28 protein-coding genes and 1 tRNA gene are annotated in these 26,052 nt (G+C 61.1%); 8 read left to right on the forward strand and 21 right to left on the reverse strand.

Annotated elements, in window-relative coordinates; all coding sequences use genetic code 11:
- Positions 1-22: 22 nt before the first annotated feature.
- The 8 genes from ychF to CAG02_RS12190 all read right to left on the reverse strand — a co-directional run bounded on the left by ychF (position 23) and on the right by CAG02_RS12190 (position 6,939).
- The gene (ychF, locus tag CAG02_RS12155; RefSeq protein ID WP_085709288.1) at positions 23-1,123 is read right to left on the reverse strand and encodes a redox-regulated ATPase YchF; all 1,101 of its coding nucleotides are present in this window, start codon (positions 1,121-1,123) and stop codon (positions 23-25) included.
- A gap of 22 nt (positions 1,124-1,145) precedes the next feature.
- The gene (gene pth, locus CAG02_RS12160; RefSeq protein WP_007951726.1) at positions 1,146-1,730 is read right to left on the reverse strand and encodes an aminoacyl-tRNA hydrolase; all 585 of its coding nucleotides are present in this window, start codon (positions 1,728-1,730) and stop codon (positions 1,146-1,148) included.
- 170 nt (positions 1,731-1,900) lie between these two features.
- Complete coding sequence (locus CAG02_RS12165) at positions 1,901-2,500, reverse strand: 50S ribosomal protein L25/general stress protein Ctc (RefSeq protein ID WP_085709289.1); 600 nt, start codon at positions 2,498-2,500, stop codon at positions 1,901-1,903.
- Positions 2,501-2,640: 140 nt separating this feature from the next.
- A complete protein-coding gene (locus CAG02_RS12170) occupies positions 2,641-3,582 on the reverse strand; it encodes a ribose-phosphate pyrophosphokinase (protein WP_003171603.1) in 942 nt (313 codons plus the stop codon).
- Between the two features lie 45 nt (positions 3,583-3,627).
- A tRNA-Gln gene (locus tag CAG02_RS12175) sits at positions 3,628-3,702 on the reverse strand.
- A gap of 37 nt (positions 3,703-3,739) precedes the next feature.
- The gene (gene ispE / locus CAG02_RS12180) at positions 3,740-4,591 is read right to left on the reverse strand and encodes a 4-(cytidine 5'-diphospho)-2-C-methyl-D-erythritol kinase (RefSeq protein WP_085709290.1); all 852 of its coding nucleotides are present in this window, start codon (positions 4,589-4,591) and stop codon (positions 3,740-3,742) included.
- Positions 4,592-4,593: 2 nt separating this feature from the next.
- The gene (gene lolB / locus CAG02_RS12185; protein ID WP_085709291.1) at positions 4,594-5,211 is read right to left on the reverse strand and encodes a lipoprotein insertase outer membrane protein LolB; all 618 of its coding nucleotides are present in this window, start codon (positions 5,209-5,211) and stop codon (positions 4,594-4,596) included.
- A 3-nt stretch (positions 5,212-5,214) separates the two neighbouring features.
- Positions 5,215-6,939 carry a tetratricopeptide repeat protein gene (locus CAG02_RS12190; protein ID WP_085709292.1) on the reverse strand — a complete coding sequence of 575 codons (1,725 nt, stop codon included), beginning with the start codon at positions 6,937-6,939 and terminating at the stop codon, positions 5,215-5,217.
- 182 nt (positions 6,940-7,121) lie between these two features.
- Here CAG02_RS12190 and hemA point away from each other — a divergent pair, with 182 nt between their 5' ends.
- The 6 genes from hemA to CAG02_RS12220 all read left to right on the forward strand — a co-directional run bounded on the left by hemA (position 7,122) and on the right by CAG02_RS12220 (position 12,480).
- The gene (hemA, locus tag CAG02_RS12195) at positions 7,122-8,408 is read left to right on the forward strand and encodes a glutamyl-tRNA reductase (RefSeq protein ID WP_085700892.1); all 1,287 of its coding nucleotides are present in this window, start codon (positions 7,122-7,124) and stop codon (positions 8,406-8,408) included.
- The gene (prfA, locus tag CAG02_RS12200; RefSeq protein WP_085709293.1) at positions 8,405-9,487 is read left to right on the forward strand and encodes a peptide chain release factor 1; all 1,083 of its coding nucleotides are present in this window, start codon (positions 8,405-8,407) and stop codon (positions 9,485-9,487) included. The genes hemA and prfA overlap by 4 nt, the downstream gene beginning before the upstream one ends.
- The gene (prmC, locus tag CAG02_RS12205) at positions 9,488-10,318 is read left to right on the forward strand and encodes a peptide chain release factor N(5)-glutamine methyltransferase (RefSeq protein ID WP_085709294.1); all 831 of its coding nucleotides are present in this window, start codon (positions 9,488-9,490) and stop codon (positions 10,316-10,318) included.
- The gene (locus CAG02_RS12210; protein WP_085709295.1) at positions 10,312-11,067 is read left to right on the forward strand and encodes a molybdopterin-synthase adenylyltransferase MoeB; all 756 of its coding nucleotides are present in this window, start codon (positions 10,312-10,314) and stop codon (positions 11,065-11,067) included. The genes prmC and CAG02_RS12210 overlap by 7 nt, the downstream gene beginning before the upstream one ends.
- Positions 11,060-11,851: a glutamate racemase gene (gene murI, locus CAG02_RS12215; protein WP_085709296.1), complete on the forward strand. Its 792-nt coding sequence runs from the start codon at positions 11,060-11,062 to the stop codon at positions 11,849-11,851. The genes CAG02_RS12210 and murI overlap by 8 nt, the downstream gene beginning before the upstream one ends.
- Positions 11,852-11,961: 110 nt before the next feature.
- Entirely contained in the window at positions 11,962-12,480 is a 519-nt protein-coding gene (locus CAG02_RS12220) for an acyloxyacyl hydrolase (protein WP_085709732.1), read from the forward strand.
- A 40-nt stretch (positions 12,481-12,520) separates the two neighbouring features.
- Here the strand turns inward: CAG02_RS12220 and CAG02_RS12225 are convergent, their stop codons facing one another.
- The 12 genes from CAG02_RS12225 to CAG02_RS12280 all read right to left on the reverse strand — a co-directional run bounded on the left by CAG02_RS12225 (position 12,521) and on the right by CAG02_RS12280 (position 22,544).
- On the reverse strand, positions 12,521-12,826 hold the full coding sequence (locus CAG02_RS12225) for a YkgJ family cysteine cluster protein (protein WP_085709297.1): 306 nt from the start codon (positions 12,824-12,826) through the stop codon (positions 12,521-12,523).
- A 52-nt stretch (positions 12,827-12,878) separates the two neighbouring features.
- Complete coding sequence (locus CAG02_RS12230; protein WP_085709298.1) at positions 12,879-13,370, reverse strand: DUF2878 domain-containing protein; 492 nt, start codon at positions 13,368-13,370, stop codon at positions 12,879-12,881.
- Complete coding sequence (locus CAG02_RS12235; RefSeq protein WP_085709299.1) at positions 13,363-14,637, reverse strand: cyclopropane-fatty-acyl-phospholipid synthase family protein; 1,275 nt, start codon at positions 14,635-14,637, stop codon at positions 13,363-13,365. The genes CAG02_RS12230 and CAG02_RS12235 overlap by 8 nt, the downstream gene beginning before the upstream one ends.
- Positions 14,624-15,439, reverse strand: coding sequence for a DUF1365 domain-containing protein (locus CAG02_RS12240; RefSeq protein ID WP_085709300.1), 816 nt, complete (start codon positions 15,437-15,439; stop codon positions 14,624-14,626). The genes CAG02_RS12235 and CAG02_RS12240 overlap by 14 nt, the downstream gene beginning before the upstream one ends.
- Positions 15,436-16,683, reverse strand: coding sequence for an NAD(P)/FAD-dependent oxidoreductase (locus CAG02_RS12245; protein WP_085709301.1), 1,248 nt, complete (start codon positions 16,681-16,683; stop codon positions 15,436-15,438). Before CAG02_RS12245 ends, CAG02_RS12240 begins: the two co-directional genes overlap by 4 nt.
- A complete protein-coding gene (locus CAG02_RS12250; RefSeq protein ID WP_085709302.1) occupies positions 16,680-17,462 on the reverse strand; it encodes an SDR family oxidoreductase in 783 nt (260 codons plus the stop codon). Before CAG02_RS12250 ends, CAG02_RS12245 begins: the two co-directional genes overlap by 4 nt.
- The gene (locus CAG02_RS12255; RefSeq protein ID WP_085709303.1) at positions 17,459-17,881 is read right to left on the reverse strand and encodes a nuclear transport factor 2 family protein; all 423 of its coding nucleotides are present in this window, start codon (positions 17,879-17,881) and stop codon (positions 17,459-17,461) included. The genes CAG02_RS12250 and CAG02_RS12255 overlap by 4 nt, the downstream gene beginning before the upstream one ends.
- Positions 17,874-19,319 carry a deoxyribodipyrimidine photo-lyase gene (gene phrB, locus CAG02_RS12260; RefSeq protein ID WP_139831870.1) on the reverse strand — a complete coding sequence of 482 codons (1,446 nt, stop codon included), beginning with the start codon at positions 19,317-19,319 and terminating at the stop codon, positions 17,874-17,876. Before phrB ends, CAG02_RS12255 begins: the two co-directional genes overlap by 8 nt.
- A gap of 20 nt (positions 19,320-19,339) precedes the next feature.
- Entirely contained in the window at positions 19,340-20,281 is a 942-nt protein-coding gene (locus CAG02_RS12265) for a MerR family transcriptional regulator (RefSeq protein WP_085709305.1), read from the reverse strand.
- Positions 20,281-21,234 carry a DUF523 and DUF1722 domain-containing protein gene (locus CAG02_RS12270; protein ID WP_085709306.1) on the reverse strand — a complete coding sequence of 318 codons (954 nt, stop codon included), beginning with the start codon at positions 21,232-21,234 and terminating at the stop codon, positions 20,281-20,283. The genes CAG02_RS12265 and CAG02_RS12270 overlap by 1 nt, the downstream gene beginning before the upstream one ends.
- A 111-nt stretch (positions 21,235-21,345) precedes the next feature.
- Entirely contained in the window at positions 21,346-21,561 is a 216-nt protein-coding gene (locus CAG02_RS12275; RefSeq protein WP_085709307.1) for a TIGR02450 family Trp-rich protein, read from the reverse strand.
- Positions 21,558-22,544 carry an NAD(P)/FAD-dependent oxidoreductase gene (locus CAG02_RS12280; protein WP_085709308.1) on the reverse strand — a complete coding sequence of 329 codons (987 nt, stop codon included), beginning with the start codon at positions 22,542-22,544 and terminating at the stop codon, positions 21,558-21,560. Before CAG02_RS12280 ends, CAG02_RS12275 begins: the two co-directional genes overlap by 4 nt.
- Positions 22,545-22,741: 197 nt before the next feature.
- Between CAG02_RS12280 and CAG02_RS12285 the strand changes: the two genes are divergently transcribed.
- Positions 22,742-23,644, forward strand: coding sequence for a TIGR01777 family oxidoreductase (locus CAG02_RS12285; RefSeq protein ID WP_085709309.1), 903 nt, complete (start codon positions 22,742-22,744; stop codon positions 23,642-23,644).
- Between the two features lie 13 nt (positions 23,645-23,657).
- Positions 23,658-24,680, forward strand: coding sequence for a ferrochelatase (hemH, locus tag CAG02_RS12290; RefSeq protein ID WP_085709310.1), 1,023 nt, complete (start codon positions 23,658-23,660; stop codon positions 24,678-24,680).
- Between the two features lie 97 nt (positions 24,681-24,777).
- Here the strand turns inward: hemH and CAG02_RS12295 are convergent, their stop codons facing one another.
- Positions 24,778-26,052 carry a uracil-xanthine permease family protein gene (locus CAG02_RS12295; protein ID WP_085709311.1) on the reverse strand — a complete coding sequence of 425 codons (1,275 nt, stop codon included), beginning with the start codon at positions 26,050-26,052 and terminating at the stop codon, positions 24,778-24,780.

Raw genomic sequence — 26,052 nt, forward strand, 5'->3', positions numbered from 1 at the left:
GCTTTTTTTTGGGGTGCAGCTTTTACACGTTGAAGCGGAAGTGCATCACGTCGCCATCTTTGACGATGTAATCCTTGCCTTCCAGGCGCCATTTACCGGCTTCCTTGGTACCGGCTTCGCCCTTGTACTGGATGAAGTCGTTGTAGGCGATCACTTCGGCGCGGATGAAGCCTTTCTCGAAGTCGGTGTGGATCACGCCGGCGGCTTGCGGTGCGGTGGCACCGACGCGGACGGTCCAGGCGCGGACTTCTTCGACACCGGCGGTGAAGTAGGTCTGCAGGTGCAGCATTTCGTAGCCGGCGCGGATCACGCGGTTCAGGCCAGGCTCTTCCAGGCCCAGGGCCTCGAGGAACATGTCTTTCTCTTCACCGTCGTCCAGCTCGGCGATTTCCGCTTCGATCTTGTTGCAGACCGGAACGACCATGGCGCCCTCTTCTTCGGCAATGGCCTTGACCACGTCCAGGTGCGGATTGTTCTCGAAACCGTCTTCAGCGACGTTGGCGATGTACATGACCGGCTTGGTGGTCAGCAGGTGGAAGCCCTTGATGATCGCCTTCTCGTCGGCGCTCATGTTCTTCATCAGGCTGCGCGCAGGCTTGCCTTCGGTGAAGTGCGGGATCAATTGCTCCAGCAGGGCTTTCTGGGCCACTGCGTCCTTGTCACCGCCCTTGGCGTTGCGCGCGACTTTCTGCAGTTGCTTCTCGCAGCTGTCGAGGTCGGCGAAGATCAGTTCCAGGTCGATGATTTCGATGTCGCGCTTCGGGTCGACGCTGTTGGAAACGTGGATCACGTTTTCGTCTTCGAAGCAGCGCACAACGTGAGCGATGGCGTCGGTTTCGCGGATGTTGGCCAGGAACTTGTTGCCCAGGCCTTCACCTTTCGACGCGCCGGCCACCAGGCCTGCGATGTCGACGAATTCCATGGTGGTCGGCAGGATGCGCTTCGGATTGACGATTTCCGCCAGAGCATTCAGGCGTGGATCCGGCATCGGCACGATACCGCTGTTCGGCTCGATGGTGCAGAAGGGGAAGTTCTCGGCCGCGATCCCGGATTTGGTCAGGGCGTTGAACAGGGTGGACTTGCCGACGTTAGGCAGGCCGACGATGCCGCAATTGAATCCCATGGTGTTTCCCCTCGGATTAGAGTCAGGCCTTCTGGCTGTGCAGGTTTTTCATCGCGCGGTTCCATTCACCGGCGAGGATATCCGGCAGCACGCCGAGGGCAAAGTCGATGCTGGCATCGAGTTTTTCCTGTTCGGCGCGTGGCGCACGACCCAGGACGAAATTTGAAACCATACTGGCGACGCCCGGGTGGCCGATGCCAAGCCGCAGGCGGTGGAACGTATTCTGATTGCCCAATTGCGCAATGATGTCGCGCAACCCGTTGTGACCGCCATGGCCGCCGCCCACCTTGAGCTTGGCGACGCCCGGAGGCAGATCGAGTTCGTCGTGTGCCACCAGGATTTCTTCGGGCTTGATGCGGAAGAAACCGGCGAGTGCCGCCACGGCCTGGCCGCTGCGGTTCATGTAGGTGGTGGGAATCAGCAGACGAACGTCCTGACCCTGATGCGAAAAACGCCCGGTCAGGCCGAAATACTTGCGATCGGCCACGAGATTCACGTTCTGTGCGTGGGCGATGCGCTCAACAAAAAGGGCCCCTGCGTTATGCCGGGTCTGTTCGTATTCGGCACCTGGATTTCCCAGGCCAACGATCAGTTTGATGGCAGTCACGATAGGGGCCCTTCCTTGGAGTGGTGGATAACATCGCCGCGATCGGGGAAGGCGGCGAAAGTGGACGAAAAATGCTCATTTACCATGGATGTAAACTCCGCGTTCCCGCCCGCTTTCTCGCTACGTTCCAGTCCGCGATGTTACCTGTTCACTCCGGCTTTACAGAGTGATTACTCTGCAGCGCCTTCGGCAGCTTCTGGAGCAACACGTGGAGCGTGGACGTTGGCAACAGCCTTGTCATCGCCGTGTGCCAGAGCAACGAACTCAACACCTTTAGGAGCTTTCAGGTCCGACAGGTGAATGATGGTGCCGATTTCGGCTTTGGCCAGGTCGACTTCGATGAACTCAGGCAGGTCTTTGGCTTCGCAGGAAACTTCGATTTCTGCAACAACGTGCGAGATCTCGCCGCCTTTCTTGACCGGAGCTTCTTCGTTGATGAAGTGCACTGGAACAACAGCAGTCAGTTTCTTGCCGGCAACAACGCGTACGAAGTCGGCGTGCATGATGAACTGCTTGGCCGGGTGACGCTGCATGGCTTTAACAACCACGTCTTGCTTGACGCCGCCGATGTTCAGTTGGATGACGTGGCTGAAAGCAGCCTCGTCTTCGAACAGCTTGGCTACTTCTTTAGCCAGCATCATGATGGACTCAGGAGCCTTGTCACCACCGTATACAACGGCAGGAACCTGGCTGGCGAGACGACGCAGGCGGCGGCTCGCACCTTTCCCCAGGTCGGTACGCGCTTCGGCGTTCAGGATGAAATCAGTCATTTTGTATCTCCAAAATAGCCATGTCCGGGCGACGTCTGCGACCGACGTCAAAGCGGCATGGGCAAAAAAGCCCCGCCCCAACATGAGTGTTGGGGCGGGGCGCTTTTCGTCAACGAGATATTTCGAGAAGGGCAGGGCCCTTAGCGGAACATCGCGCTGATCGATTCTTCATTGCTGATGCGGCGAACCGCTTCGGCAACAACCGGTGCGATATCCAGTTGACGGATACGTGCACAGGCTTGTGCTGCTGCGGACAGCGGGATGGTGTTAGTGACCACCAGCTCGTCCAGCACGGAATTTTCGATATTCTCGATGGCCCGACCCGACAGCACAGGGTGTGTGCAGTAGGCAAAGACCTTGGCTGCGCCATGCTCTTTCAGGGCCTTGGCCGCGTGGCACAGGGTGCCGGCGGTATCGACCATGTCATCGACCAGGATGCAGGTACGCCCTTCGACATCACCGATGATATGCATCACTTCAGAGTGATTGGCTTTCTCACGGCGTTTGTCGATGATCCCGAGATCCACGCCCAGCGACTTGGCAACAGCACGTGCACGCACGACGCCACCAATGTCCGGGGACACGATCATCAGGTTCTCGAAGCGCTGATCTTCGATGTCATCCACCAGAACCGGGGAGCCGTAGATGTTATCTACCGGAATATCGAAGAAACCCTGAATCTGGTCAGCATGCAGATCAACCGTGAGAACACGGTCGATGCCGACGACGGTAAGCATGTCAGCAACGACTTTCGCGCTGATAGCCACACGTGCGGAACGCGGACGGCGATCCTGACGGGCATAACCAAAATAAGGAATAACAGCAGTGATACGAGTAGCCGAGGAGCGGCGGAAGGCATCAGCCATCACTACCAGTTCCATCAGGTTATCGTTGGTCGGAGCGCAAGTCGGCTGAATAATGAAAACGTCTTTACCGCGAACGTTTTCATTGATCTCGGCTGTAATTTCGCCGTCGGAGAATTTACCGACAGAGATGTCACCGAGAGGGATATGCAGCTGACGTACAACACGCCGAGCCAGATCGGGGTTAGCGTTCCCCGTAAAGACCATCATCTTGGACACGCGCAGTACCTAGAGGCTGAGGGTAACCTGGATGAGTATAGAAAATGGCAGGGGCGGCTGGATTCGAACCAACGCATGGCAGGATCAAAACCTGCTGCCTTACCGCTTGGCGACGCCCCTGTATCTGTTGCTTGCAAGTGCCGGGCACTTGGTTCCTTTAGAGCAGACTTTGCAGCTTGCGATGCAACATCGAAACGTTGCTTCCTTTTGCTACAAACCCTGTAAGGGTCTCTGTCAGAAGGGCCGAGACTTTATCAGCTTCAGCTTTGCTTGGGAAGCCCCCAAACACACAACTTCCAGTTCCGGTGAGTTTTGCTTCGGTAAAATTACCTAACAAATTCAATGCGTTACGTACTTCTGGATAACGCCTTGCTACCACCGACAAGCAGTCATTTCGACTGTTTCCCTCGGGAACGGGGCGCACTTTAATGGGCGGCGTGTTACGTGTCAACAATGGATCTGAAAAAATTTCTGCCGTACTAACAGAGACTTGCGGGACGAGCACGACATACCACGGTTCGGCGGGCTCGACCGGGGTCAGTTTCTCGCCGACACCTTCGGCGAAAGCCGCGTGGCCACGGACGAACACCGGCACGTCGGCTCCAAGTGTCAGGCCCAGTGTTGCCAGCCGATCTTCATCCCAGCCCAACTGCCAAAGATGATTGAGCCCGAGCAGGGTGGTCGCCGCATTCGAGCTGCCGCCACCGATGCCGCCGCCCATCGGCAGGATCTTGTCGATCCAGATATCGATGCCGAGTGAGCAACCGGATTGTTCCTGAAGTTTTTTCGCCGCACGCACGATCAGGTTACTGTCGTGGGGCACGCCGTCGAATTCGGTGTGCAGGTGAATCACGCCATCGTCACGGACGGCGAAGGTGATTTCGTCGCCGTAGTCGAGGAACTGAAAAATCGTCTGCAATTCGTGATAGCCGTCTTCCCGGCGACCGAGAATGTGCAGCATCAGGTTGAGTTTGGCCGGAGAAGGCAGCGTCAGGCGTGGAGCGGTCATGCTTATTGCCCCAATTTACGCGGTTGCCAGGTCTTGATGACCAGGGTCACGTCCAGATCGGTGCCGTGCAGTTTGATCCGCTCGGGCAGCCAGTAACCATTCTGTTCGGCATAACCGAGGTACTCGACCTGCCAGCCGTCCTGTTCCAGATTGGCCAGGCGACTGTCGGCATCGAGGGTCAGGCGGCTCTTGCTGGCCGGGGCCGGCAGGCCTCGAACCCACCAGGACAGATTCGATACCGGCAGTTTCCAGCCCAGCTGTTCTTCCAGCAGGACTTCCGGGGATTGCGCGTCATAGCGGCCCTGGTTGGCGACTTCCAGCGAAACCTTGCCCGGGCGACCGGTCAAACGGGCTGCGCCGCGACCCAGCGGGCCGGACAGGCGGATGTCGTAATAATCCTGGCGCTGCAGCCAGAACAGCGTGCCGCTGCCCGAGTCTTTCGGGGCGCGGATGCCGATCTTGCCGTCGATCTGCCAGCCGTCGAGGCCGGTCAGTTGCTGTTTGTTCGCGGCCCATTGTGCCGGGCTGCCGTGGCCCTCGACGGATTCGCGGGCGCCAAAGCCCGCGCAACCGGCGAGCAGGGCGATGAAGCTGAAAACGATGACGTGGCGCAAAAACATGAGTTAAAGAGTCTCGGATCCGGTCAGGCGCTTGATGGTGCTGCGCAGAATGGTGCTGTCGGGCTGATCCTTGAGGAACTTGCCCCAGATTTGTTTGGCTTCGCGCTGGTTACCCTTGGTCCACAGGACTTCGCCCAGGTGAGCGGCGACTTCGTGATCGGGGAAGCGCTCCAGAGCCTGACGCAGATATTTCTCGGCGTCATCCAGGTTGCCCATGCGGAAATTCACCCAGCCGAGGCTGTCGAGTACCGCCGGATCTTCCGGGTTGATCTGGTGCGCCTGCTCGATCAGCGCCTTGGCTTCGGCGTAGCGTGTGGTGCGGTCGGACAGGGTGTAGCCGAGGGCATTGAGCGCCATGGCGTTGTCCGGATCGCGCTTGATGATCAGGCGCAGGTCTTTTTCCATCTGTGCCAGGTCATTGCGTTTTTCCGCCTGCATGGCCCGGGTGTAGAGCAGATTCAGATCGTCCGGGTATTGCAGCAACGCCTGTTGCAGGGTTTTCCAGGCCTTGTCGCCCTGATTGTTGGCGGACAGGGTCTCGGCCTCGATCAGGTACAGCTGGATCGCGTAATCCGGTTGCGCATCACGTTCGGCGGCCAGTTTGCTCTGGGCTTCGGCGGTCTTGCCGTTGTTCATCAGGATGTCGGCCTGACGCAGTTGTGCCGGCAGATAGTCATTGCCCGGCCCGACCTGGGCGTACTCGATCAGTGCGCCTTGCGGGTCGTTGCGTTCTTCGGCGATGCGCCCCAGGTTCAGATGCGCGGAATCGACATGGCTTTCCCGGGCGATCAGGTCTTCCAGGTAACCCTTGGCCTCGTCCCAGGCCTTGGCTTCCAGGCAGACCAATGCCAGCGAATAGCGCAGTTCGTCGTCTTCCGGGTATTGCTGGACCAGTGTGGAGAACTCGACCTTGGCGTCGTCCATCCGGTCCTGTTCCACCAGCATCCGCGCGTAAGTCAGGCGCAGGCGCTTGTCGTCCGGGTACTTCTTGATGTTCTTCTGCAGCAGCGGCAGGGCCTCGTCGCCACGGTTCAGCCCTTGCAGCAGGCGGGCACGCAGCAGGATCGGGGCGATTTCGCCGTCATCCGGCGGATTGTCTTCAAGCAGGGTCAGCGCACCTTTGGTGTCGCCGTCCTGCTGCATCAGCAGGGCCTTGCCGAAAATCAGCTGATTGTTGTGCGGGTGACGCTGCAGCAGACGGTCGAAGCTTTTCATCAAACCGTTGCGGGTTTCCTGATCGGTGTCGGCGGCCGACAGCGCGAGGAAGTCGAAATGGGTGTCGCCCTTGCCCTGCAGGACTTTCTCCATATAGACCATCGAGTCGTCATAACGCCCGGCGCGTGCCAGTTGCACGGCGGCGGCGCGTTGCGCTTCGAGGTCGTCAGGTGCGTTTTTCGCCCAGATCAGTGCGGTATCCAGCGCCGGTTGATCCGCGCCCAGGTATTCGGCGATACGGAACGCCCGCTCGGAAACACCCGGATCCTGGGTGTTGATGGCCTGGGTCACGTAGTTGTCCAGGGCAATGTCGAAACGATTGCGCTGGCCGGCGAGTTCGGCGCTCAGCAGGCTGAACACCGTTTCCTGGCTGAACGAGCTGTAAACCTTGGGCTTTTCAGGGGCTGGCGTGGTGTCTTCGACCGATGAGGTGCCATCGTGCGAAACGGGGGCCAAGGCCTGGCAGCCGCTGAGGAAGACAAAAGCTAGGAGCAACGCGGAAGATCTATTCATATAGGAAGAGGACGACTAACCTGCGGTCGGATCATCATGACACAAGCCTTCGGCCAAACATAACCGAGTCTCGATTGTGGCCATTATAGGGGCCGACAATTGGGACAATAGTCAGCGGTAGTTGTTCTGAATCTGACGAAGTAGGACAATTGCCGGCTTCACGTCACCATCAGCGACCTTGAATGGCCTTCCTTGCACTCGGTATCAACCACAAGACTGCTTCAGTAGACGTCCGCGAGCGCGTGGCCTTTACCCCTGAGCAGCTGGTGGAGGCCTTGCAGCAGCTCTGCCGACTCACCGACAGCCGCGAAGCTGCGATCCTTTCCACCTGCAATCGCAGTGAACTGTATATAGAACAGGATCAGCTTTCGGCCGATATCGTGCTGCGCTGGCTGGCCGACTATCACCATTTAAGCCTCGATGAGCTGCGCGCGAGTGCTTATGTGCATGAAGATGATGCGGCAGTTCGTCACATGATGCGCGTCGCCTCCGGGCTCGACTCGCTGGTGCTGGGCGAACCGCAGATCCTCGGCCAGATGAAATCGGCCTACGCCGTGGCCCGCGAGGCCGGCACCATCGGGCCGCTGCTCGGGCGCTTGTTTCAGGCGACGTTCAACGCCGCCAAGCAAGTGCGCACCGACACCGCCATTGGCGAGAACCCGGTGTCCGTGGCGTTTGCCGCGGTCAGCCTGGCCAAGCAGATTTTCAGCGACCTGCAACGCAGCCAGGCCCTGCTGATCGGCGCCGGCGAGACCATCACCCTGGTCGCCCGCCATCTGCATGATCTGGGGGTCAAGCGTATCGTGGTGGCCAACCGCACATTGGAACGCGCCAGTCTGCTGGCCGAACAGTTCGGTGCCCACGCAGTGTTGCTCTCGGACATTCCGGCCGAGCTGGTGCGCAGCGACATCGTCATCAGCTCCACCGCCAGTCAGTTGCCGATCCTCGGCAAGGGCGCCGTTGAAAGCGCCCTGAAGCTGCGCAAGCACAAACCGATCTTCATGGTCGACATCGCCGTTCCCCGGGATATCGAACCGGAAGTCGGCGAACTCGACGACGTTTACCTCTATAGCGTCGACGATCTGCACGAAGTGGTCGCCGAAAACCTCAAGAGCCGTCAGGGCGCAGCGCAAGCCGCCGAAGAGATGGTCTCGGTCGGCGCCGACGATTTCATGGTGCGCCTGCGCGAGCTGGCGGCGGTCGACGTGCTCAAGGCCTATCGTCAACAGAGCGAACGTCTGCGTGACGAAGAACTGCAAAAGGCCCTGCGTCTGCTGGCCAACGGCGGTAACGCCGAAGACGTGCTGGGCCAGTTGGCCCGTGGCCTGACCAATAAACTCCTGCACGCCCCGAGCGTGCAGTTGAAAAAGCTTTCTGCCGAAGGCCGCCTCGATGCGCTGGCCATGGCCCAGGAACTCTTTGCCCTCGAGGGCTCACCGGATAGCTTTTCGGATAAAAAACCGCAATGAAAGCGTCACTGCTCAATAAGCTGGACATCCTCCAGGACCGTTTCGAGGAACTGACGGCGCTGCTCGGCGACGCCGAAGTCATTTCCGACCAGACCAAATTCCGCGCCTATTCCAAGGAATACGCCGAAGTCGAGCCGGTCGTCGAAGCCTATAAACAGCTGCTCAAGGCCCAGGCCGATCTGGAAGGCGCCCAGGCGCTGCTCAAGGACGGTGACCCGGACATGCGCGAAATGGCCGTGGAAGAGGTCCGCGAAACCAAAGAGCAACTCGTAGAGCTGGAAGCCACCTTGCAGCGCATGCTGCTGCCCAAGGATCCCAACGACGGGCGCAACGTGTTCCTCGAAATCCGCGCCGGCACCGGTGGCGACGAGGCGGCGATCTTCTCCGGCGACCTGTTCCGCATGTACTCGCGCTACGCCGAGAAACGCGGCTGGCGGGTGGAAATCCTCTCGGAGAACGAAGGCGAGCACGGCGGCTATAAAGAAGTCATCGCCCGGGTCGAAGGCGACAATGTCTACGGCAAGCTGAAATTCGAGTCCGGCGCCCACCGCGTACAGCGCGTGCCGGCCACCGAATCCCAGGGCCGGATCCACACCTCGGCCTGCACCGTGGCTGTGTTGCCGGAGCCTGACGAGCAGGAAGCGATCGAGATCAACCCGGCGGACTTGCGCGTCGATACCTACCGTTCCTCCGGGGCCGGTGGTCAGCACGTCAACAAGACCGACTCGGCGATCCGTATCACCCACTTGCCGACCGGCATCGTGGTCGAGTGCCAGGAAGAACGTTCCCAGCACAAGAACCGTGCGCGGGCGATGGCCTGGCTGTCGGCCAAGCTCAACGACCAGCAAACCACCGCAGCGGCCAACGCCATCGCCAGCGAACGTAAATTGCTGGTGGGTTCCGGCGACCGCTCCGAGCGCATCCGTACCTACAACTTTGCCCAGGGCCGGGTCACCGACCATCGCGTCAACCTGACCCTGTATTCCCTCGACGAAATCCTCGCCGGTGGCGTCGAAGCGGTGATCGAACCGTTGCTGGCCGAATACCAGGCCGACCAACTGGCAGCGATAGGTGAATAAATGACCATCATCGCCAGCCTGTTGCGCGCCGCCGAACTGCCGGACTCGCCTACCGCACGCCTGGATGCCGAACTGCTCCTCGCTGCGGCGCTGGGCAAGTCCCGCAGTTTTCTCCACACCTGGCCCGAACGCATCGTGCCGAGCGAAGCCGTGCTGGTCTTCACCGAATACCTGCAACGCCGCCGCAGCGGCGAGCCGGTGGCCTACATTCTCGGCCAGCAGGGTTTCTGGAAGCTGGATCTGGAAGTCGCACCGCACACGCTGATTCCGCGTCCGGACACCGAATTGCTGGTGGAAGCCGCACTGGAGTTATTGCCGGCGACCCCGGCCAAGGTTCTCGACCTGGGCACCGGCAGCGGGGCGATTGCGCTCGCTCTGGCCAGCGAGCGTCCTGCGTGGAACGTCACTGCGGTGGATCGCGTGCTGGAAGCCGTGGCCCTGGCCGAGCGCAACCGTCAGCGTCTGCACCTGAACAACGCCACGGTGCTCAGCAGTCACTGGTTCAGCGCCCTCGAAGGCAAGCGTTTCGAGCTGATCATCAGCAACCCGCCGTACATCCGCGCCGCCGATCCGCACCTGGTCGAAGGCGATGTGCGTTTCGAACCGGAAAGCGCACTGGTGGCCGGCATTGACGGGCTCGACGATCTGCGTCTGATCATCGCCCAGGCGCCGGCGCATCTGGTGGCCGGTGGCTGGCTGATGCTCGAACACGGCTATGATCAAGCCGAGGCCGTGCGCGATCTGTTGCTGACGCAAGGTTTCGAAGAAGTCCACAGCCGCACCGATCTGGGCGGCCATCAACGGATCAGCCTGGGGCGCCTGCCGTGCTGAATGATCAGGAATTGTTGCGCTACAGTCGGCAGATCCTCCTGCAACACATCGACATCGATGGCCAGTTGAAGCTCAAGGACAGCCGCGTGCTGATCGTCGGCCTCGGCGGTCTCGGTGCACCGGTTGCCTTGTATCTGGCGGCGGCGGGCGTCGGCGAGCTGCATCTGGCGGACTTCGACACGGTCGACCTGACCAACCTGCAACGCCAGATCATCCACGACACGGACAGCGTCGGCATGACCAAGGTCGACTCGGCGCTCAAGCGCCTGAGCGCGATCAACCCTGAAATCCGACTGGTGCCCCACCGTCAGGCACTGGACGAGGATTCCCTCGCCGCCGCCGTGACAGCGGTGGATCTGGTGCTCGACTGCTCGGACAATTTCTCCACCCGCGAAGCGGTCAACGCCGCGTGTGTGGCGGTGTGCAAACCGCTGGTCAGCGGCGCGGCGATCCGCCTCGAAGGACAACTGTCGGTGTTCGACCCGCGTCGCGCCGAGAGCCCGTGCTACCACTGCCTGTACGGTCACGGCAGCGAAGCCGAACTGACTTGCAGCGAAGCCGGCGTGGTCGGGCCGCTGGTGGGGCTGGTCGGCAGCCTGCAAGCGCTGGAAGCCTTGAAGCTGCTGGCGGGTTTCGGCGAGCCACTGGTGGGGCGCCTGCTGTTGATCGATGCACTGGGCTCGCGATTCCGTGAGCTGCGGGTCAAGCGGGATCCGGGATGCAGCGTCTGTGGTTCGCACCATGCGTGAAGCGCCGATCGCCGTATTCGATTCCGGCGTCGGTGGCCTGTCGGTGCTGGCGGAAATCCAGCAGCTGCTGCCCAATGAATCGCTGCTGTACCTCGGCGATTGCGGCCACATTCCTTATGGCGAGAAATCCCCGGAGTTCATCCGCCAGCGTTGCAGCGTGATGGCCGGTTTTTTCCGCGAGCAGGGCGCCAAGGCATTGGTGATCGCCTGCAACACTGCGACCGTGGCCGGCGTTGCCGATCTGCGGCGTGATTTTCCCGACTGGCCGATTGTCGGCATGGAGCCGGCGGTCAAACCGGCTGCCGCCGCCACTCGCAGCGGCGTGGTCGGCGTCCTCGCCACCACCGGCACCTTGCAGAGCGCGAAGTTCGCGGCTTTGCTCGACCGTTTTGCCACCGATATCCGGGTCATTACCCAGCCGTGCCCGGGGCTGGTGGAACTGATCGAAAGCGGCGACCTGCACAGCGCCGAGTTGCGCGAGCTGCTTCAGCGCTATGTCGAACCGCTGCTGGGCGCGGGTTGCGACACGATCATTCTCGGCTGCACCCATTACCCGTTCCTCAAGCCGCTGCTCAAGACGATGCTCCCCGACGACATCAGCCTGATCGACACCGGCGCCGCCGTAGCCCGGCAACTTCAGCGTCTGCTGGCCGAGCGAGATCTGCTCGCCGCCGGCCCGAATCGACCTGCGAAATTCTGGACCAGCGCTGATCCGCAATCCTTGAAAAACATCCTGCCACTGCTGGGACAAACGCCCGGCGATGTGCAAAGCTTCGCGATGTAAAAAAGTTGTGTCATAACTGAAAAATCAGCTGAACTTCTGTTCAAGCGCCGATTTCTATAAGCGTCAAGCACACTAAAAACCATACGACCGTTAGGAAAAGGATGTTTCAAGTGAAGCGACTATTCTGCTTGGCCGCGATTGCGGCTGCACTGATGGGGCAAAGTATTACTGCACAGGCCGCTGGCGTGGAATTCGGGGTTGGGGCCACCAGCGATTCAACGATGACCTATCGCCTGGGGATGAATTTCGACTGGGACAAGAGCTGGCTGCAAAGCGATGTCGGTCGCCTGACCGGTTACTGGAGCGGCGCCTACACCTACTGGGAAGGCGACAAGGGCTCCAGCAACAACAGCCTGTCGTTCTCGCCGGTGTTTGTTTACGAGTTTTCCGGTGAGTCGATCAAGCCTTACATCGAGGCGGGCATTGGCGCCGCGGTGTTCTCCAACACCGACTATGAAGGCAACAAGATCGGCCAGGCCTTCCAGTTTGAAGACCGTATCGGTTTCGGTCTGCGCTTCCATGGCGGGCACGAGGTGGGGATCCGTGCGACCCACTATTCCAACGCCGGCATGTCGAGCAACAACGACGGGGTAGAAAGCTACTCGCTGCACTACACGATGCCGTTGTAACACCCATGAAAAAGGAGCGCCAAGCGCTCCTTTTTTGTATTCAACGATACGCCGTGGCAATCCCCAGGCGTTCCTCGATGCATTCCGGCGCGCCCATTTCGAATTCGCGGCAGATCAGCGGGCGTTTTTCGTAGATCGTGCACATCATCGTGTCGCGATCCAGCGCCGCGCACCAGCCGTCGTCCAGGCGCAACATCACTTCACCACCCCACTCATCGGTATCGATATAACGCTCGGGCACGCCGGTGTCGGTGATCAGCATGACTTCGAGCTGACAGCAGCAGGCCGCGCAAGTCGAACAAGTGACGGCGGGCTCATCGATTGGCTGCAGGGGAATGGTTTTCATGGCCGCAGTGTACGGCAGCGAACCTCGTGCGTGTGAAAGCCCTGACAGACGATTACTGCACCAGGCGCCGCGACAACAGGTGCAACAACGGAAACAGCAACGCCCACAACAGGCCGATGCCGATCAAAGTCGGTAACTCGCCATAGGGAAACTGCACCCCGGCCAGTCGTCCACCGGCGCAGTACGACAACGCGCCACCGACAGCCCCGAGCGCACTTGCCAGCCACCATGGCCGGGCGCTCCATTGCAGGCAATGGCGCAATGTCGTGGCCAACAGTGCCCACAACAACATCAGCCACAACGGAATCAGCGGCGACAGGTCCTTGAACTCAAAGACCCCGAGACCGCGCAGGCCACTGTCCACGGCGGTGCCCAGAATCACCACGCCGAGAATCAGTCGGCCCTCCGCCGCCCAGTTGCTGATCCAGCGCAGATGAATTACCAATACCGCCAGCGCCACCAGCAACCACAGGCTGTTGCCGCCGAGCACGCAGGCCAGCCAGCCGACCTGGAACAGTACCGCGTTGGCGATTCGCTCAAGCATCGAAGCGTCCGAGCAGTGGCGCCGGCATCGCCGCCGGTTTGGCCAGCAGCAATTGCGCGGTGCCGATGGTGCGTTCGAGGAAGCCGCCCTCGCAGTAGCACAGATAGAACTCCCACAGTCGCAGGAAATAATCGTCGTAGCCCAATTCGCTCAGGCGGCCGTGGGCGTGGCGAAAATTCTCGTGCCACAGGCGCAGGGTCCGGGCGTAGTGCAGGCCGAAGTCTTCCATGTGCAGCAGGTTCATGTCGGTGTCGCGACTGACGATTTCGAGCATCTTCTGCACACAGGGCAGGGCGCCGCCGGGGAAGATGTAACGCTGGATGAAATCCACGCCGCGTTTTGCTTGCTCGTAGCGCTGGTCCCGGATGGTGATCGCTTGCAGCAGCATCAGGCCGTTGCTCTTGAGCAGGTGCGCGCATTGCTTGAAGTAGGTCGGCAGGAAGCGATGGCCGACCGCCTCGATCATCTCGATCGACACCAGTTTGTCGTACTGGCCGGTGAGGTCGCGGTAGTCCTTGAGCAACAGCGTCACCCGGTCCTGCAGGCCGAGGCTTTCGATGCGCCGGGCGGTGAACGCGTATTGCTCTTTGGACAGGGTGGTCGTGGTGACTTTGCAGCCATAGTGCTGCGCGGCATACAGTGCCATGCTGCCCCAACCGGTGCCGATTTCCAGTAGGTGATCGCCAGGCTCGAGTGCGAGTTTCTGGCAGATTCGCTCCAGTTTGTTCAGTTGCGCCTGTTCCAGACTGTCGTCGGGGCTGAGGAACTGCGCCGCCGAATACATCATGGTCGGGTCGAGAAACTGCTCGAACAGATCGTTGCCGAGGTCGTAGTGCGCGGCGATGTTTTTCTGCGAACCCTTGCGCGTGTTGCGATTGAGCCAGTGCAGACCGCGCACCAGCGGCCGGCCGATTTTTGCCAGTCCACCCTCCATGCCGTCGAGCACTTCGAGGTTGCTGACGAAGACGCGCACCACGGCGGTCAGGTCCGGTGAACTCCAGTAGCCGTGAATGAAGGCTTCCCCGGCGCCGATCGAGCCGTTGCCCGCGACCATGCCCCAGGCCGCCGCATCGAGGACATGAATTTCGCCCAGCAACGCACTGCCCGGTGTGCCGAAGACCTGGCGTTCGCCGTCCTCGATCACCACCAGTTGCCCATGCTTGAGCTGTGCGAGCTGACGCAGGACACCACGGCGCAGCAGCGAACCGGTGATGCCGTGGGTACTGAACGGGATGGCGGCTCTGGCCGAAACGCTAGAGGATTTCATGGCGGTGCTCCTCGGGAGTCGCAGTGGCGGTTCGAAAGCTGTCGTCAGCCGTCCGATGGGGAAACAGCGGGGTGCGCTTGAGCAGCAAACGCAGGGCCTGCCAATAGATCGCGAGGGCGGTTTTCGCGGTCATCCACGGAAAGCGCCACAGATGCCGGTGCAAGTTGCGTCGATCAAGCGGTTCGCGTTTCAGGTTGAGCGTGGCGTCGAACAGTTTGCGTTCGCCCTGCCAGTCGGCCATGTGCACGCCGAGGGTTTGCGCGGCGGGGCTGAAGCTCATGCGGTATTCCAGATCCGGTGGCAGGAACGGTGACACATGAAACGCCTTGGCCACGGCAAAGTGCTGGTGGAAGTCGCGCACGCTGGTTGGTGCCCGCGCCGGTAGTACATAGTGATAGCGCTCGCGCCACGGCGTGTTGCTGACTTCGCAGAGAATCGCCGCCAGTTGCCCGTCGGCTTCGTGGCAATAAAAGAAACTCACCGGGTTGAATGCCAGGCCCCAGCTTCGCGGCTGGGTCAACAGGCAGATCGAGCCCTGCGGCTCGTGACCGAGGGCCGCACCGACCTGCAGGCGCACCGCATCGATCAGTCGCACACCGCGACCGGTGAAGGTCTTGAGGTAGTCGGTCTCGCGAAACGAGAATGGGGCAAAGCGGCTCGCGCCGGACAGTGGCGAGAGGTTCAGCACAGCGTCCTGTTCGGCCAGGTCGAGATAGAGCAGCCCGATCCGGTAGCGGAACTCATGCCGACGCGGGGCGAATCGCCGGTGGGCGATCCAGCCACTGTAGAGCGCGCTGTTCACAGGCTTTCTCCGAACGCGGCGGCGACGCGTAAAGCGCTGACCACGCCGTCTTCATGAAAACCGTTGGCCCAGTAGGCACCGCAATAATGGGTGTGCTGCGCGCCGTCGAGTTCGGCCCAGCGCTGTTGGGCCGCCACCGCTGCGAGGCTGAATTGCGGATGGGCGTAGGTGAAACGGGCAAGCACTTTGGACGGGCTGATGCCGGCGCTCTGGTTGAGGCTGACGCAGAACGTGGTGTCGCTCTGGATGCCTTGCAGGATATTCATGTCGTAAGTCACGGCCGCCTGGGTATGTCCCGCACCGCCGAGGCGATAGTTCCAGCTGGCCCAGGCCCGTTTGCGCATCGGCAGCAGACGGGTGTCGGTGTGCAGCACCACTTCGTTGTCGGCGTAGGGCAGGGCGCCAAGAATCTCCCGTTCGGCACGGCTCGGATCGGCCAGCAGTCGCAATGCCTGATCGCTGTGGCAGGCCAGCACGACTTTGTCGAAGTGTTCGATGCCGACGGGGCTGTGGATAACCACGCCGTGTTCGTTGCGTTCGATCCGGTTTACCGGACAGTTCACGCGGATCCGCTCTTTGAATGACGCGGTCAACGGTGCGAGGTAGGCACTGGAGCCGCCCTCGATCACTCGCCATTGCGGGCGATTGCTGACCGACAACAAACCGTGGTTCTCGAAGAACCGCACAAAGAACTGCAGCGGAAAACTCAGCATCTCGGCCATCGGCATCGACCAGATCGCCGCGCCCATCGGCACGATGTAATGCAGGATGAAACGCTCGCCGTAGCCGCCGGCCTTGAGGTAGTCGTCCAGTGTGGTGTCGCTGGCGATCCGCTGTTCGGCAAGGTCGCGCCGGGCTTCCTTGTTGAAACGCAGGATGTCGCGCAGCATGCCCCAGAACCCCGGCGACAACAGATTGCTGCGCTGAGCGAAGAGGCTGTCGAGGTTGTTGCCGTTGTATTCCAGGCCGGTATCGGGATCGGTCACCGAGAAACTCATCTCGGTGGCTTTGCTGCTCACACCCAATTGGCCGAGCAGGCGTATGAAGTTCGGGTACGTCCAGTCGTTGAACACGATGAACCCGGTGTCGACTGCGTAATCACGCCCGTCCACCGTCACTGTCACCGTGTGTGTATGGCCGCCGACCCAATCGCCGGCCTCGAACACCGTGACGTCATGTCGGCGACCGAGCAGGTAGGCGCAGGTCAGGCCTGCGATCCCGCTGCCGACGATGGCGATGTTCACGTCATATCCCGCAGCGGTGGGCTGCTGCGCACCATGCGCTTGCCGATGGCCAGTTGCACCCGGGCAGGCAATTTCGACAGTGGCCACAAGGCCGCCATGAACAAGGCCGGAAAGGCGATCTCCAGCGGCCGATCCTTGAGCCGGGCGAAGATGTGGCGTGCGGCTTTATCCACAGGCCAGCTCAATGGCATCGGGAAATCGTTTTTCGCCGTCAACGGTGTTTCCACAAAGCCCGGGCTGATGATGGTGACCTCAATGCCTTCATCTGCCAGATCGATGCGCAGCGATTCGAACAGATAACGCAGCCCGGCCTTCGACGCACCGTAGGCTTCGGCTCTCGGCAGCGGCACGTAGGTGACGGAACTGGCCATGCCCACCAGATGCGGTGCGGTTCCTTTGCGCAGCAGGGGCAGGGCGGCTTCGATGCAATAGCTGCTGGCAAGCAGATTGGTGCGCACCACGTGTTCGACGATCGAGGCGTCGAACTGCTGGGCATCGACGTACTCGCAGGTGCCGGCGTTGAGGATCACGCTGTCCAGCGATCCCCAGTCCAGCGCGATCTGTTCACCGATTTCCCGTACGGTCTGGCTGTTGGTCAAATCCCCCGGCACCACCAGCACCTGTCCCGGGTAACGCTGCGACAATACTTTGAGCGGTGCGACCTGACGGGAACTGACCGCCAGGTGCGCGCCGGTTTTCAGAATCTCTTCAGCCAGTGCCGCACCGATGCCACTGCTGGCGCCGGTCAGCCAATAACGGCGTGGAGTTGTACGACTCATCCCAATCTCCTTTTCAGCCAGGCGATCACCCGGCCCAATATCGGTAAATGTTCGTAAAGCAGCGCTCCGGCATCGAAGTAATCCCGGTGGCGATAAACCTTGTCGCGCCAGAGCAGGTGAGAACAACCCGTGACACGAATCAATCGTCCGCCCGCCAGACGCGGGTGGCGGTAGCTCATGACCCAGCGCAGGTAACCTTCGCAGTCGCCGATCTGGTCGAAGCCGTGGAAGTCGAACCTCAGTTCACTGACGTTGGCGTACAGCTCGCTGAAGTAGTCGCGCAATTGCGTCAGCCCCTGCACCTCGTGCAGCGGATCGGTGAAATGAATGTCCTCGCTGTAGAGCGCGTCCAGGCTGTGCAGGTTGTCCTTGTTCAACTGCGCGAACTGGCGGGCGAAACGGCGCAGGAATTCACTCATGGCCTTCTCCGACAGATGCACGGGAGGGCAGATTCTTGAACGCGGTCAGTGCCCGCTCCCGCGAGGTGCTCAGGTTGACGATCGGCGGCGGATAGTCCGCCACGCCGAACAGTCCGCCAGCGCTTGCAGGGTTGTGCACTTCTTTCTTGTTCAGCCCGGCCAGTTCCGGCAGCCAGTGCTTGATGAACAGGCCTTCGCTGTCGAATTTTTCCGACTGGCTGACCGGGTTGAAAATCCGGAAATACGGCGCCGCATCGGTGCCGGTCGACGCGCTCCACTGCCAGCCGCCGTTGTTGGCCGCCAGATCGCCGTCGATCAGGTGGCGCATGAAAAAACGCTCGCCTTCGCGCCAGTCGATCAGCAGGTTCTTGGTCAGGAACATTGCTACGACCATGCGCAGGCGATTGTGCATCCAGCCGGTTTCAAGCAATTGGCGCATGGCCGCGTCGATGATCGGCAGGCCGGTGCGTGCCTCCTGCCAGGCCGCCAGCTCCTGGGGCGCATCGCGCCAGGCCAGGGCTTCGGTTTCCGGGCGGAACGCGCGATGCCGGGAGACCCGTGGGTAGCCGACCAGAATGTGTTTGTAGAACTCGCGCCACAACAGTTCGTTGATCCAGGTAACCGCGCCGACCTTGCCGCTTTCGAATTCGCCCTGATTGCTTTGCAGCGCGGCATGCAGGCACTGGCGCGGCGAGATCACCCCGGCCGCGAGATAGGCCGAGAGCTGGCTGGTGCCGGGCTTGGCCGGGAAGTCGCGTTCGCTTTTGTAGTAGTCGATCTGCATGTCGGCGAAGGTGTCGAGACGTCGTTGGGCTTCGGTTTCACCGGCGGGCCACAGGTTGCGCAGGGATTGGCCGGGTGTCGGGAATCCTTCGATGGAATCGGGTACCGGGTCGCTGGCGATGTTCAGCGGGGCCTGTGCGGACGGCGCTTTTATCAAGGACGGCATCGAGCGATGCAGGCGTTCGTAGCAGACTTTGCGGAACTGGCTGAAGACCTGAAAGTAGGTGCCGGTTTTGGTCAGCACGCTGCCGGGTTTGAACAGCAACTGATCGAGATAGCTGTGAAAGGCGATGCCTTCGGCCTGCAATGCCCGTGCAACGGCCGCATCGCGGCGGCTTTCGTGGACGCCGTATTCCTCATTGACGTGAACAGCCTCGACCTGCAAATCCCGGCAAAGCTCAAGCAATACCGCCGGGACCTGATCCCAGTGCGGAGCGCTGCGGATCAGCAACGGAATGTTCAGCTTGCCGAGGCTCTTGCTCAGTTCCCGCAGGTTGCGCAGCCAGAAATCGACCTTGCACGGGGCGTCGTCATGTTCCTGCCATTGCTCCGGGCTCAACAGGTACACGGCCACGGTCGGGCCACGCTCGGCGGCGGCCGTCAGGGCGGTGTTGTCATGTTGGCGCAGGTCGCTGCGCAGCCAGATCAATTGCATGGTGTTCTCTGCACGAATCATTAAATCAACCCACGCTGAAGGAGTGCCCGATGTGCCGACAAGGGATCTTCGGCCAGGTACAGATCAGCGATCTCGGAAGTTCTTACGGACAACTCGGCGTGGTGGATGCACACCGTTGGTCCGGCAATCATTTTCGGGCAACTGATGCCATTCAACAGTTTCGGCAACTGCGCCAGGTTCATGGCCTTGCTGGAATACAGCAGTACGCCCCGGGCTTGCAGGTGATCGACTGCCAATGCCAGCTCCCCGGCGGGCAACGGCCAGTCGAACACCTGCACCGGGCAGTCGGCGCTGCTGATCAGCCAGGCGCAGAGCCACAGGTGCGGCTCCAGCAGTAAATCCGATTGGTTGACCAGCATCAGCGGCGCTGTGCGCAACTGACGGTTGTTATGGTAGATGCGTGCGCCGAATTTGCTACGCAGCCAGGCGTGAAAGAACACCCGTTCCATCTGCGCACCGAACTGGCCTTGCCAGCGCTGCTCGAGGTCCGCCAGCAACGGCATCAGTAATTGCTCACACAGGGTTCGCGGCGGGTAGAGCGCCATTGCCTGGTTGACGCTGTCGTCGAGGCTGCGCTCGTTCAATTGCGTGACCGCCAGCAGCGCGGCCTGGTGCAAGGGCTGCCATTCGTTTTCCAGCGGCTCGTTGACGGTTTGTGGTGTGTCGAGCAGCGGTTTGACCTGACTGACCGCCACGCCACGGTTGAGCCAGGTGAGGATGTGCTGGATGCGCTGTACATGTTCGGCCGAATACAGGCGATGCCCCTTGGGCGTGCGTTGCGGCACGATCAATCCGTAACGGCGCTCCCAGGCACGCAGGGTGATCGCATTGACGCCGGTCTGGCGCGCCACCTCGCGAATCGGCAGCCAGCCTTCGTCAAGGGCTTTCTTGAAGTCGGCGCCGAGGTCTTCGCGGGCGCTGGTGTCGGGTGTGTCGTTCATCAAATGGCGTTTCGCAGGCTGAGGTTTTCCGGGTGCGGTTGCAGGTAAACCTGTTGCGCGATGTATGGATCGGGGTGTTGGCGAAAGTGATGCTTGAGCAGTGTCAGCGGCACCACCAGCGGCACGATGCCGTGGCGGTACTGGCCGATGACGTGCTGCATTTCCTGTTTGTCTTCAGCACTGATGGCCCGTTTCAGGTAACCGCTGATGTGCTGCAACACGTTGCTGTGTGTACGACGTGTGGCGCAGGTAGTGAGCGCCGCCATCAACTGGCTGAAGTAGCGCGGGCCGAGTTCGACGGGATCGGTCTGGCCCATGTTGCCCAGCAGATTGCCCAGCGCCTTGTATTGCACCGGGTTGTGGGCCATCAGCAGGTATTTGTAGCGCGAGTGGAAGTCGGTCAGGGCGCGACGGCTCAGGCCTTGCCGGAGCACTTGCTGCCAATCGCTGTAGGCGAATACCCGGGTGATGAAATTTTCCCGCAGGACCGGATCGTTCAGGCGCCCGGCTTCTTCGACCGGCAGGTCGGGGTGCCGGGCGCAGAAGGCCTGGGCATAGATCCCGCGCCCGCTGCCGATCGGTGCGCCGTTGGCGTGATAGACCTTGACCCGTTCCAGTCCACAGGATGGCGATTGCTGCATGAAGATATAGCCGCAGATGCCGTCGAGTTCGGCGGCCATTTTCTCGCCATAGGCGGACAGCGCCTCGGTGACGTCGGTCTCGCGGTGAACTGTCCCGAGAGCCTGTGGGTGATCCGGGTCGCCCACCAGCCGGATCGGCTCGCGGGGAATGCCCAGGCCAATCGCGACTTCCGGACACACCGGGACAAATTCGAAATATTCAGTGAGAGTGTGGGTGCACAGCCGTGATGCCTTGTGTCCGCCGTTGTAGCGCACTTCGGCTCCCATCAGGCAGGCGCTGATGGCGATCTTGGGTGGGGACGGTTCGGACATGACGGCACCTCGAATCTGAATTTGTACAGAATATTTATTCTGTACAACATTCCTTCAGCATAGATTCAAAGGTGTACAAGTCAAATTGTTTGTACAAGATTTTGACGGAAACTAGCGCCAACCCATTTTCCACTGCGCATCGTCCTGCAATGCATGCCAGTCCAGTTGCGCGGTACGCCTGGTCAGCACTGCCTGCATTTCGATCTCCAGCACCGTGCCGTCCTCGTCGCGGAACAGTTCGGTCACCAGAAAATGCTTTTCACGGTTTTGCGGCAGGGCTGCTGTCCATTTCGACAGCAGCAGTTTTTGCGGATTGATGCGGTTCACTGCAGGTGTTCGTGCAAGCGGCGTGCAGCTTCCTGGCCACTGAGCCACGCGCCTTCGACCCGGCCCGACAGGCACCAGTCGCCGCACGCATACAGACCCAGGTCTGCATCCGCCAGCGTGCCCCACTCATGGCTGGTGGCCGGGCGGGCGTAGAGCCAGCGGTGGGCGAGGCTGAAGGTCGGTGCGGGCATGGCGCTGTGCAGCAACTCGGCAAAGGCGCCGTGCAACTGCTCGATCACGGCTTCCTTGGACAGGTCAATGTGCTGCCGGCTCCAGGCGCTGGTGGCGTGCAGGACCCAGGTGTCGAGGGTGTTGTCGCGCCCGGGTTTACTGCGGTTGCGGGCCAGCCAGTCGAGAGGACTGTCCTGTACGAAGCAGCCTTCGATCGGTGTATCCAGCGGCGTGTCGAAGGCGAGGGCGACGGCCCAGGTCGGGTCCATCTTCACCCCGGCAGCGGCCCCGGCCAGTTTCGGCGCAGCGGCCAGCAATGCGGTGGCCTGAGGCGCCGGGGTGGCGATCACCACATGGCTGAACGGCCCGTGGGTGAAGCCTTCGGCGTCTTGCAGATGCCAGTGCTCTTCACCGCGATAAACCTCGGTGATCCGGCAGGCGAAATGCACTTCCAGGCCGTCGAGCAAGCCACGGGTGATGGCGCTCATGCGCGGCGAGCCGACCCAGCGGGTCTGCTCGTCCGGCGACAGGTTCAGTTGTCCGCCGTGATAGGTGTAGAGCTGCGGCGCCCACTCGGCGACCCAGCCCTGGCTTTGCCAGCGCTGGACTTCGGTGACGAAGCGCCGGTCACGGGCCGTGAAATATTGCGCGCCCATGTCCAGCGAGCCGGCGTCACTGCGCTTGCTCGACATGCGCCCGCCGCTGCCGCGGCTTTTATCGAACAACTGGACGGTGTGCCCGGCCTCGGTCAGGGCCTGGGCGGCGGAGAGTCCGGCGATGCCGGTGCCAATGATTGCGATAGGTACAGTCATAGGGGCCTCGTTTACCTTTCTGTACAGACTACGCCGTGGATGAAACCTGTACAATTTTGTTTTCTGGTATAACTTCCAGCGTTTTCGTTCTGACAGCTTGGCCTATTGTTAAACAATAGAGCCTGTCCGATAGAAAAGATCCCTGCTTATAAAAATAGACTAGTGATCGAAGTAAAACGCCACGCGAGGAAGATGTCATGCACATATTGCTGACCGGCGGTACTGGATTGATCGGACGTCAGCTCTGCCGGCACTGGTCGGGTCAGGGCCACCGGTTGACCGTGTGGAGTCGTCGTGCGGAAAAGGTCGCGAAAATCTGCGGCGCTCAAGTGCGTGGCATTGCACGTCTGGAAGACCTTGGCGATGAACCGGTCGACGTGATCGTCAACCTTGCCGGCGCGCCGATTGCCGACCGGCCATGGACCCATCGGCGCAAGGCGTTGCTCTGGAGCAGCCGGATCACGCTCACCGAAACGTTGCTGGCGTGGCTGGAAAATCGCGGGCAGAAACCGTCACTGCTGATTTCAGGCTCGGCCGTTGGCTGGTACGGAGACGGCGGCGAACGCGAGTTGACCGAAGAGTCGCCACCGGTGGTCGACGATTTCGCCAGCCAGTTGTGCATTGCCTGGGAGGAAACCGCGCAACGCGCCGAAGCGATGGACATTCGCGTGGTGCTGGTGCGGACCGGGCTGGTGCTGTCGGCCGAGGGCGGTTTTTTGTCGCGCCTGTTGCTGCCGTTCAAACTCGGGCTGGGCGGGCCTTTGGGCAATGGTCGGCAGTGGATGCCTTGGATTCATATCGACGATCAAATCGCCCTGATTGATTTTCTTCTGCACCGCGATCAGGCGAGTGGTCCTTATAATGCGTGCGCGCCGAAACCTGTGCGCAATCGCGAATTCGCCAGGACGCTGGGCAGCGTGTTGCACCGTCCGGCGTTCATGCCGATGCCGGCTCTGGCCCTGAAGGTCGGGCTCGGCGAGATGTCATTGCTGTTGCTGGGTGGTCAACGGGCCACGCCGGCACGCTTGCTGGAAGCCGGATTCAATTTCCGGTTCACGGATTTACGCGCGGCCCTGGACGATCTGTCCAGCCGCCTCTGAAATAGGACGTTGCATGACCGATCACGCCTTGCTTCTGGTCAACCTGGGTTCGCCGGCCTCCACTTCGGTGGCCGACGTGCGCAGCTACCTCAATCAATTTCTGATGGACCCGTACGTGATCGACCTGCCGTGGCCGGTGCGGCGCCTGCTGGTGTCGCTGATCCTGATCAAGCGTCCCGAGCAGTCGGCCCATGCCTACGCCTCGATCTGGTGGGATGAAGGTTCGCCACTGGTGGTGCTCAGCCGTCGCCTGCAGCAGCAGATGACGTCACAGTGGACCCACGGCCCGGTGGAACTGGCCATGCGTTACGGGCAGCCGTCGATCGAGTCGGCGCTGCTCAAACTGACGGCAGCAGGGCACAAGCGCATCACCCTCGCACCGCTTTATCCACAGTTCGCCGACAGCACCACCACCACTGTGATCGAAGAGGCCAAGCGGGTAGTGCGCGAGAAGAAACTCGACGTACAACTGTCGGTGTTGCAGCCGTTCTACGATCAGCCGGAATACCTCGACGCCCTGGTGGCGAGCGCCCGGCCGCACTTGCAGCAGGATTACGATCACCTGTTGCTGAGCTTCCACGGTTTGCCGGAGCGGCATCTGACCAAACTCAATCCGGGCCATCGCTTCGATGGTCACGGCGATTGCTGCGCCGGTGCACCGCCGGAAGTGGTTGCGACCTGTTATCGCGGCCAGTGCCTGCGCACGGCAGCCGAGTTCGCCAAGCGCATGGGCATCCCGGATGGCAAATGGTCGGTGTCGTTCCAGTCGCGACTGGGCAAGGCGAAATGGATCGAGCCGTACACCGAAGCGCGGCTGGACGAGTTGGCCAAAAGCGGCGTGAAGAAGATTCTGGTGATGTGCCCGGCATTTGTAGCCGATTGCATCGAGACCCTGGAAGAGATCGGCGATCGCGGCAAGGAACAGTTCCGTGAGGCGGGAGGGGAGGAGTTGGTGCTGGTGCCGTGCCTGAACGATGACCCGCAATGGGCGAAAGCGTTGGCGACGTTGTGTGAGCGGGCGCCGTTGGCCCTCTAAAAGCATCGCCAGCAGGCTGGCTCCCACAGGAAAATGCATTCCAATGTGGGAGCCAGCCTGCTGGCGATAGCGGTCTTTCAGGCGATGAAGCTACAGCTTAGATCAGCGGCTCATCCGCCTTCTTGTGTTTCCAGCTGTCGTTGCCCGGCAGGATCAGGTTCAGCGCAATCGCCACCACCGCGCACAGCGCGATGCCTTTGAGGCCGAAGTCGTCGGGACCTGTGCCGGTGCCGACCAGCACACCGCCGATCCCGAACACCAGGGTCACCGAAACGATCACCAGATTGCGTGCTTCGCCCAGATCGATCTTGTGGCGGATCAGAGTGTTCATCCCCACCGCTGCGATCGAACCGAACAACAGACACAGAATCCCGCCCATCACCGGCACCGGAATGCTTTGCAGCAGGGCGCCGAACTTGCCGATGAACGCCAGGGCGATGGCGAAGATCGCCGCCCAGGTCATGATTTTCGGGTTGTAGTTCTTGGTCAGCATCACCGCGCCAGTCACTTCGGCGTAGGTGGTGTTGGGCGGGCCGCCGAACAGGCCGGCCGCCGTGGTGGCGATACCGTCACCGAGCAGGGTGCGATGCAGGCCCGGCTTCTTCAGGTAGTCGCGACCGGTCACGCTGCCGACCGCAATCACGCCGCCGATGTGTTCGATGGCCGGAGCCAGCGCCACCGGGACGATGAACAGGATCGCCTGCCAGTTGAACTCCGGCGCGGTGAAATGAGGCAGTGCAAACCAAGGGGCTGCGGCGATCTTCGCGGTGTCGACGACACCGAAATAGAACGACATGGCGAAACCCACCAGCACGCCGGAGATGATCGGCACCAGACGGAAGATGCCTTTGCCGAACACCGCCACGATCAACGTGGTCAGCAGCGCCGGCATCGAGATCATCATCGCGGTCTGATAGTGGATCAGCTCCGAGCCGTCACCGGCCTTGCCCATCGCCATGTTGGCGGCAATCGGCGCCATGGCCAGGCCAATGGAGATGATCACCGGGCCGATCACCACCGGTGGCAGCAGACGGTCGATGAACCCGGTGCCTTTGATCTTCACGGCCAGGCCGAGGAAGGTGTAGACGAAACCGGCCGCCATCACGCCGCCCATGGTCGCGGCGAGGCCGAACTGGCCCTTGGCGAGAATGATCGGGGTGATGAAGGCAAAGCTCGACGCGAGGAACACCGGCACCTGACGCCCGGTGACGATCTGGAACAGAATCGTGCCCAGACCTGCGGTGAACAGTGCCACGTTCGGGTCAAGGCCCGTGATCAGCGGCATCAGCACCAAGGCGCCGAAAGCCACGAACAGCATCTGCGCGCCGGACAGCACCGTGCGCCAGAGCGGATCGTTGAACTCATCCTGCAT

Origin of the sequence: Pseudomonas sp. R43(2017), assembly GCF_002112345.1 — a bacterium.
Lineage (GTDB): Bacteria > Pseudomonadota > Gammaproteobacteria > Pseudomonadales > Pseudomonadaceae > Aquipseudomonas > Aquipseudomonas kribbensis.

What these genes read in the sequence shown, in the direction of transcription:
- ychF (WP_085709288.1), bottom strand. Translation starts at nt 1,123, where the DNA reads ATGGGATTCAATTGCGGCATCGTCGGCCTGCCTAACGTCGGCAAGTCC.
- CAG02_RS12165 (WP_085709289.1), bottom strand. Translation starts at nt 2,500, where the DNA reads ATGACTGATTTCATCCTGAACGCCGAAGCGCGTACCGACCTGGGGAAA.
- ispE (WP_085709290.1), bottom strand. Translation starts at nt 4,591, where the DNA reads ATGACCGCTCCACGCCTGACGCTGCCTTCTCCGGCCAAACTCAACCTG.
- lolB (WP_085709291.1), bottom strand. Translation starts at nt 5,211, where the DNA reads ATGTTTTTGCGCCACGTCATCGTTTTCAGCTTCATCGCCCTGCTCGCC.
- CAG02_RS12190 (WP_085709292.1), bottom strand. Translation starts at nt 6,939, where the DNA reads ATGAATAGATCTTCCGCGTTGCTCCTAGCTTTTGTCTTCCTCAGCGGC.
- hemA (WP_085700892.1), top strand. Translation starts at nt 7,122, where the DNA reads ATGGCCTTCCTTGCACTCGGTATCAACCACAAGACTGCTTCAGTAGAC.
- prfA (WP_085709293.1), top strand. Translation starts at nt 8,405, where the DNA reads ATGAAAGCGTCACTGCTCAATAAGCTGGACATCCTCCAGGACCGTTTC.
- prmC (WP_085709294.1), top strand. Translation starts at nt 9,488, where the DNA reads ATGACCATCATCGCCAGCCTGTTGCGCGCCGCCGAACTGCCGGACTCG.
- murI (WP_085709296.1), top strand. Translation starts at nt 11,060, where the DNA reads ATGCGTGAAGCGCCGATCGCCGTATTCGATTCCGGCGTCGGTGGCCTG.
- CAG02_RS12225 (WP_085709297.1), bottom strand. Translation starts at nt 12,826, where the DNA reads ATGAAAACCATTCCCCTGCAGCCAATCGATGAGCCCGCCGTCACTTGT.
- CAG02_RS12230 (WP_085709298.1), bottom strand. Translation starts at nt 13,370, where the DNA reads ATGCTTGAGCGAATCGCCAACGCGGTACTGTTCCAGGTCGGCTGGCTG.
- CAG02_RS12235 (WP_085709299.1), bottom strand. Translation starts at nt 14,637, where the DNA reads ATGAAATCCTCTAGCGTTTCGGCCAGAGCCGCCATCCCGTTCAGTACC.
- CAG02_RS12250 (WP_085709302.1), bottom strand. Translation starts at nt 17,462, where the DNA reads ATGAGTCGTACAACTCCACGCCGTTATTGGCTGACCGGCGCCAGCAGT.
- CAG02_RS12255 (WP_085709303.1), bottom strand. Translation starts at nt 17,881, where the DNA reads ATGAGTGAATTCCTGCGCCGTTTCGCCCGCCAGTTCGCGCAGTTGAAC.
- phrB (WP_139831870.1), bottom strand. Translation starts at nt 19,319, where the DNA reads ATGCAATTGATCTGGCTGCGCAGCGACCTGCGCCAACATGACAACACC.
- CAG02_RS12265 (WP_085709305.1), bottom strand. Translation starts at nt 20,281, where the DNA reads ATGAACGACACACCCGACACCAGCGCCCGCGAAGACCTCGGCGCCGAC.
- CAG02_RS12270 (WP_085709306.1), bottom strand. Translation starts at nt 21,234, where the DNA reads ATGTCCGAACCGTCCCCACCCAAGATCGCCATCAGCGCCTGCCTGATG.
- CAG02_RS12280 (WP_085709308.1), bottom strand. Translation starts at nt 22,544, where the DNA reads ATGACTGTACCTATCGCAATCATTGGCACCGGCATCGCCGGACTCTCC.
- CAG02_RS12285 (WP_085709309.1), top strand. Translation starts at nt 22,742, where the DNA reads ATGCACATATTGCTGACCGGCGGTACTGGATTGATCGGACGTCAGCTC.
- hemH (WP_085709310.1), top strand. Translation starts at nt 23,658, where the DNA reads ATGACCGATCACGCCTTGCTTCTGGTCAACCTGGGTTCGCCGGCCTCC.
- CAG02_RS12295 (WP_085709311.1), bottom strand. Translation starts at nt 26,052, where the DNA reads ATGCAGGATGAGTTCAACGATCCGCTCTGGCGCACGGTGCTGTCCGGC.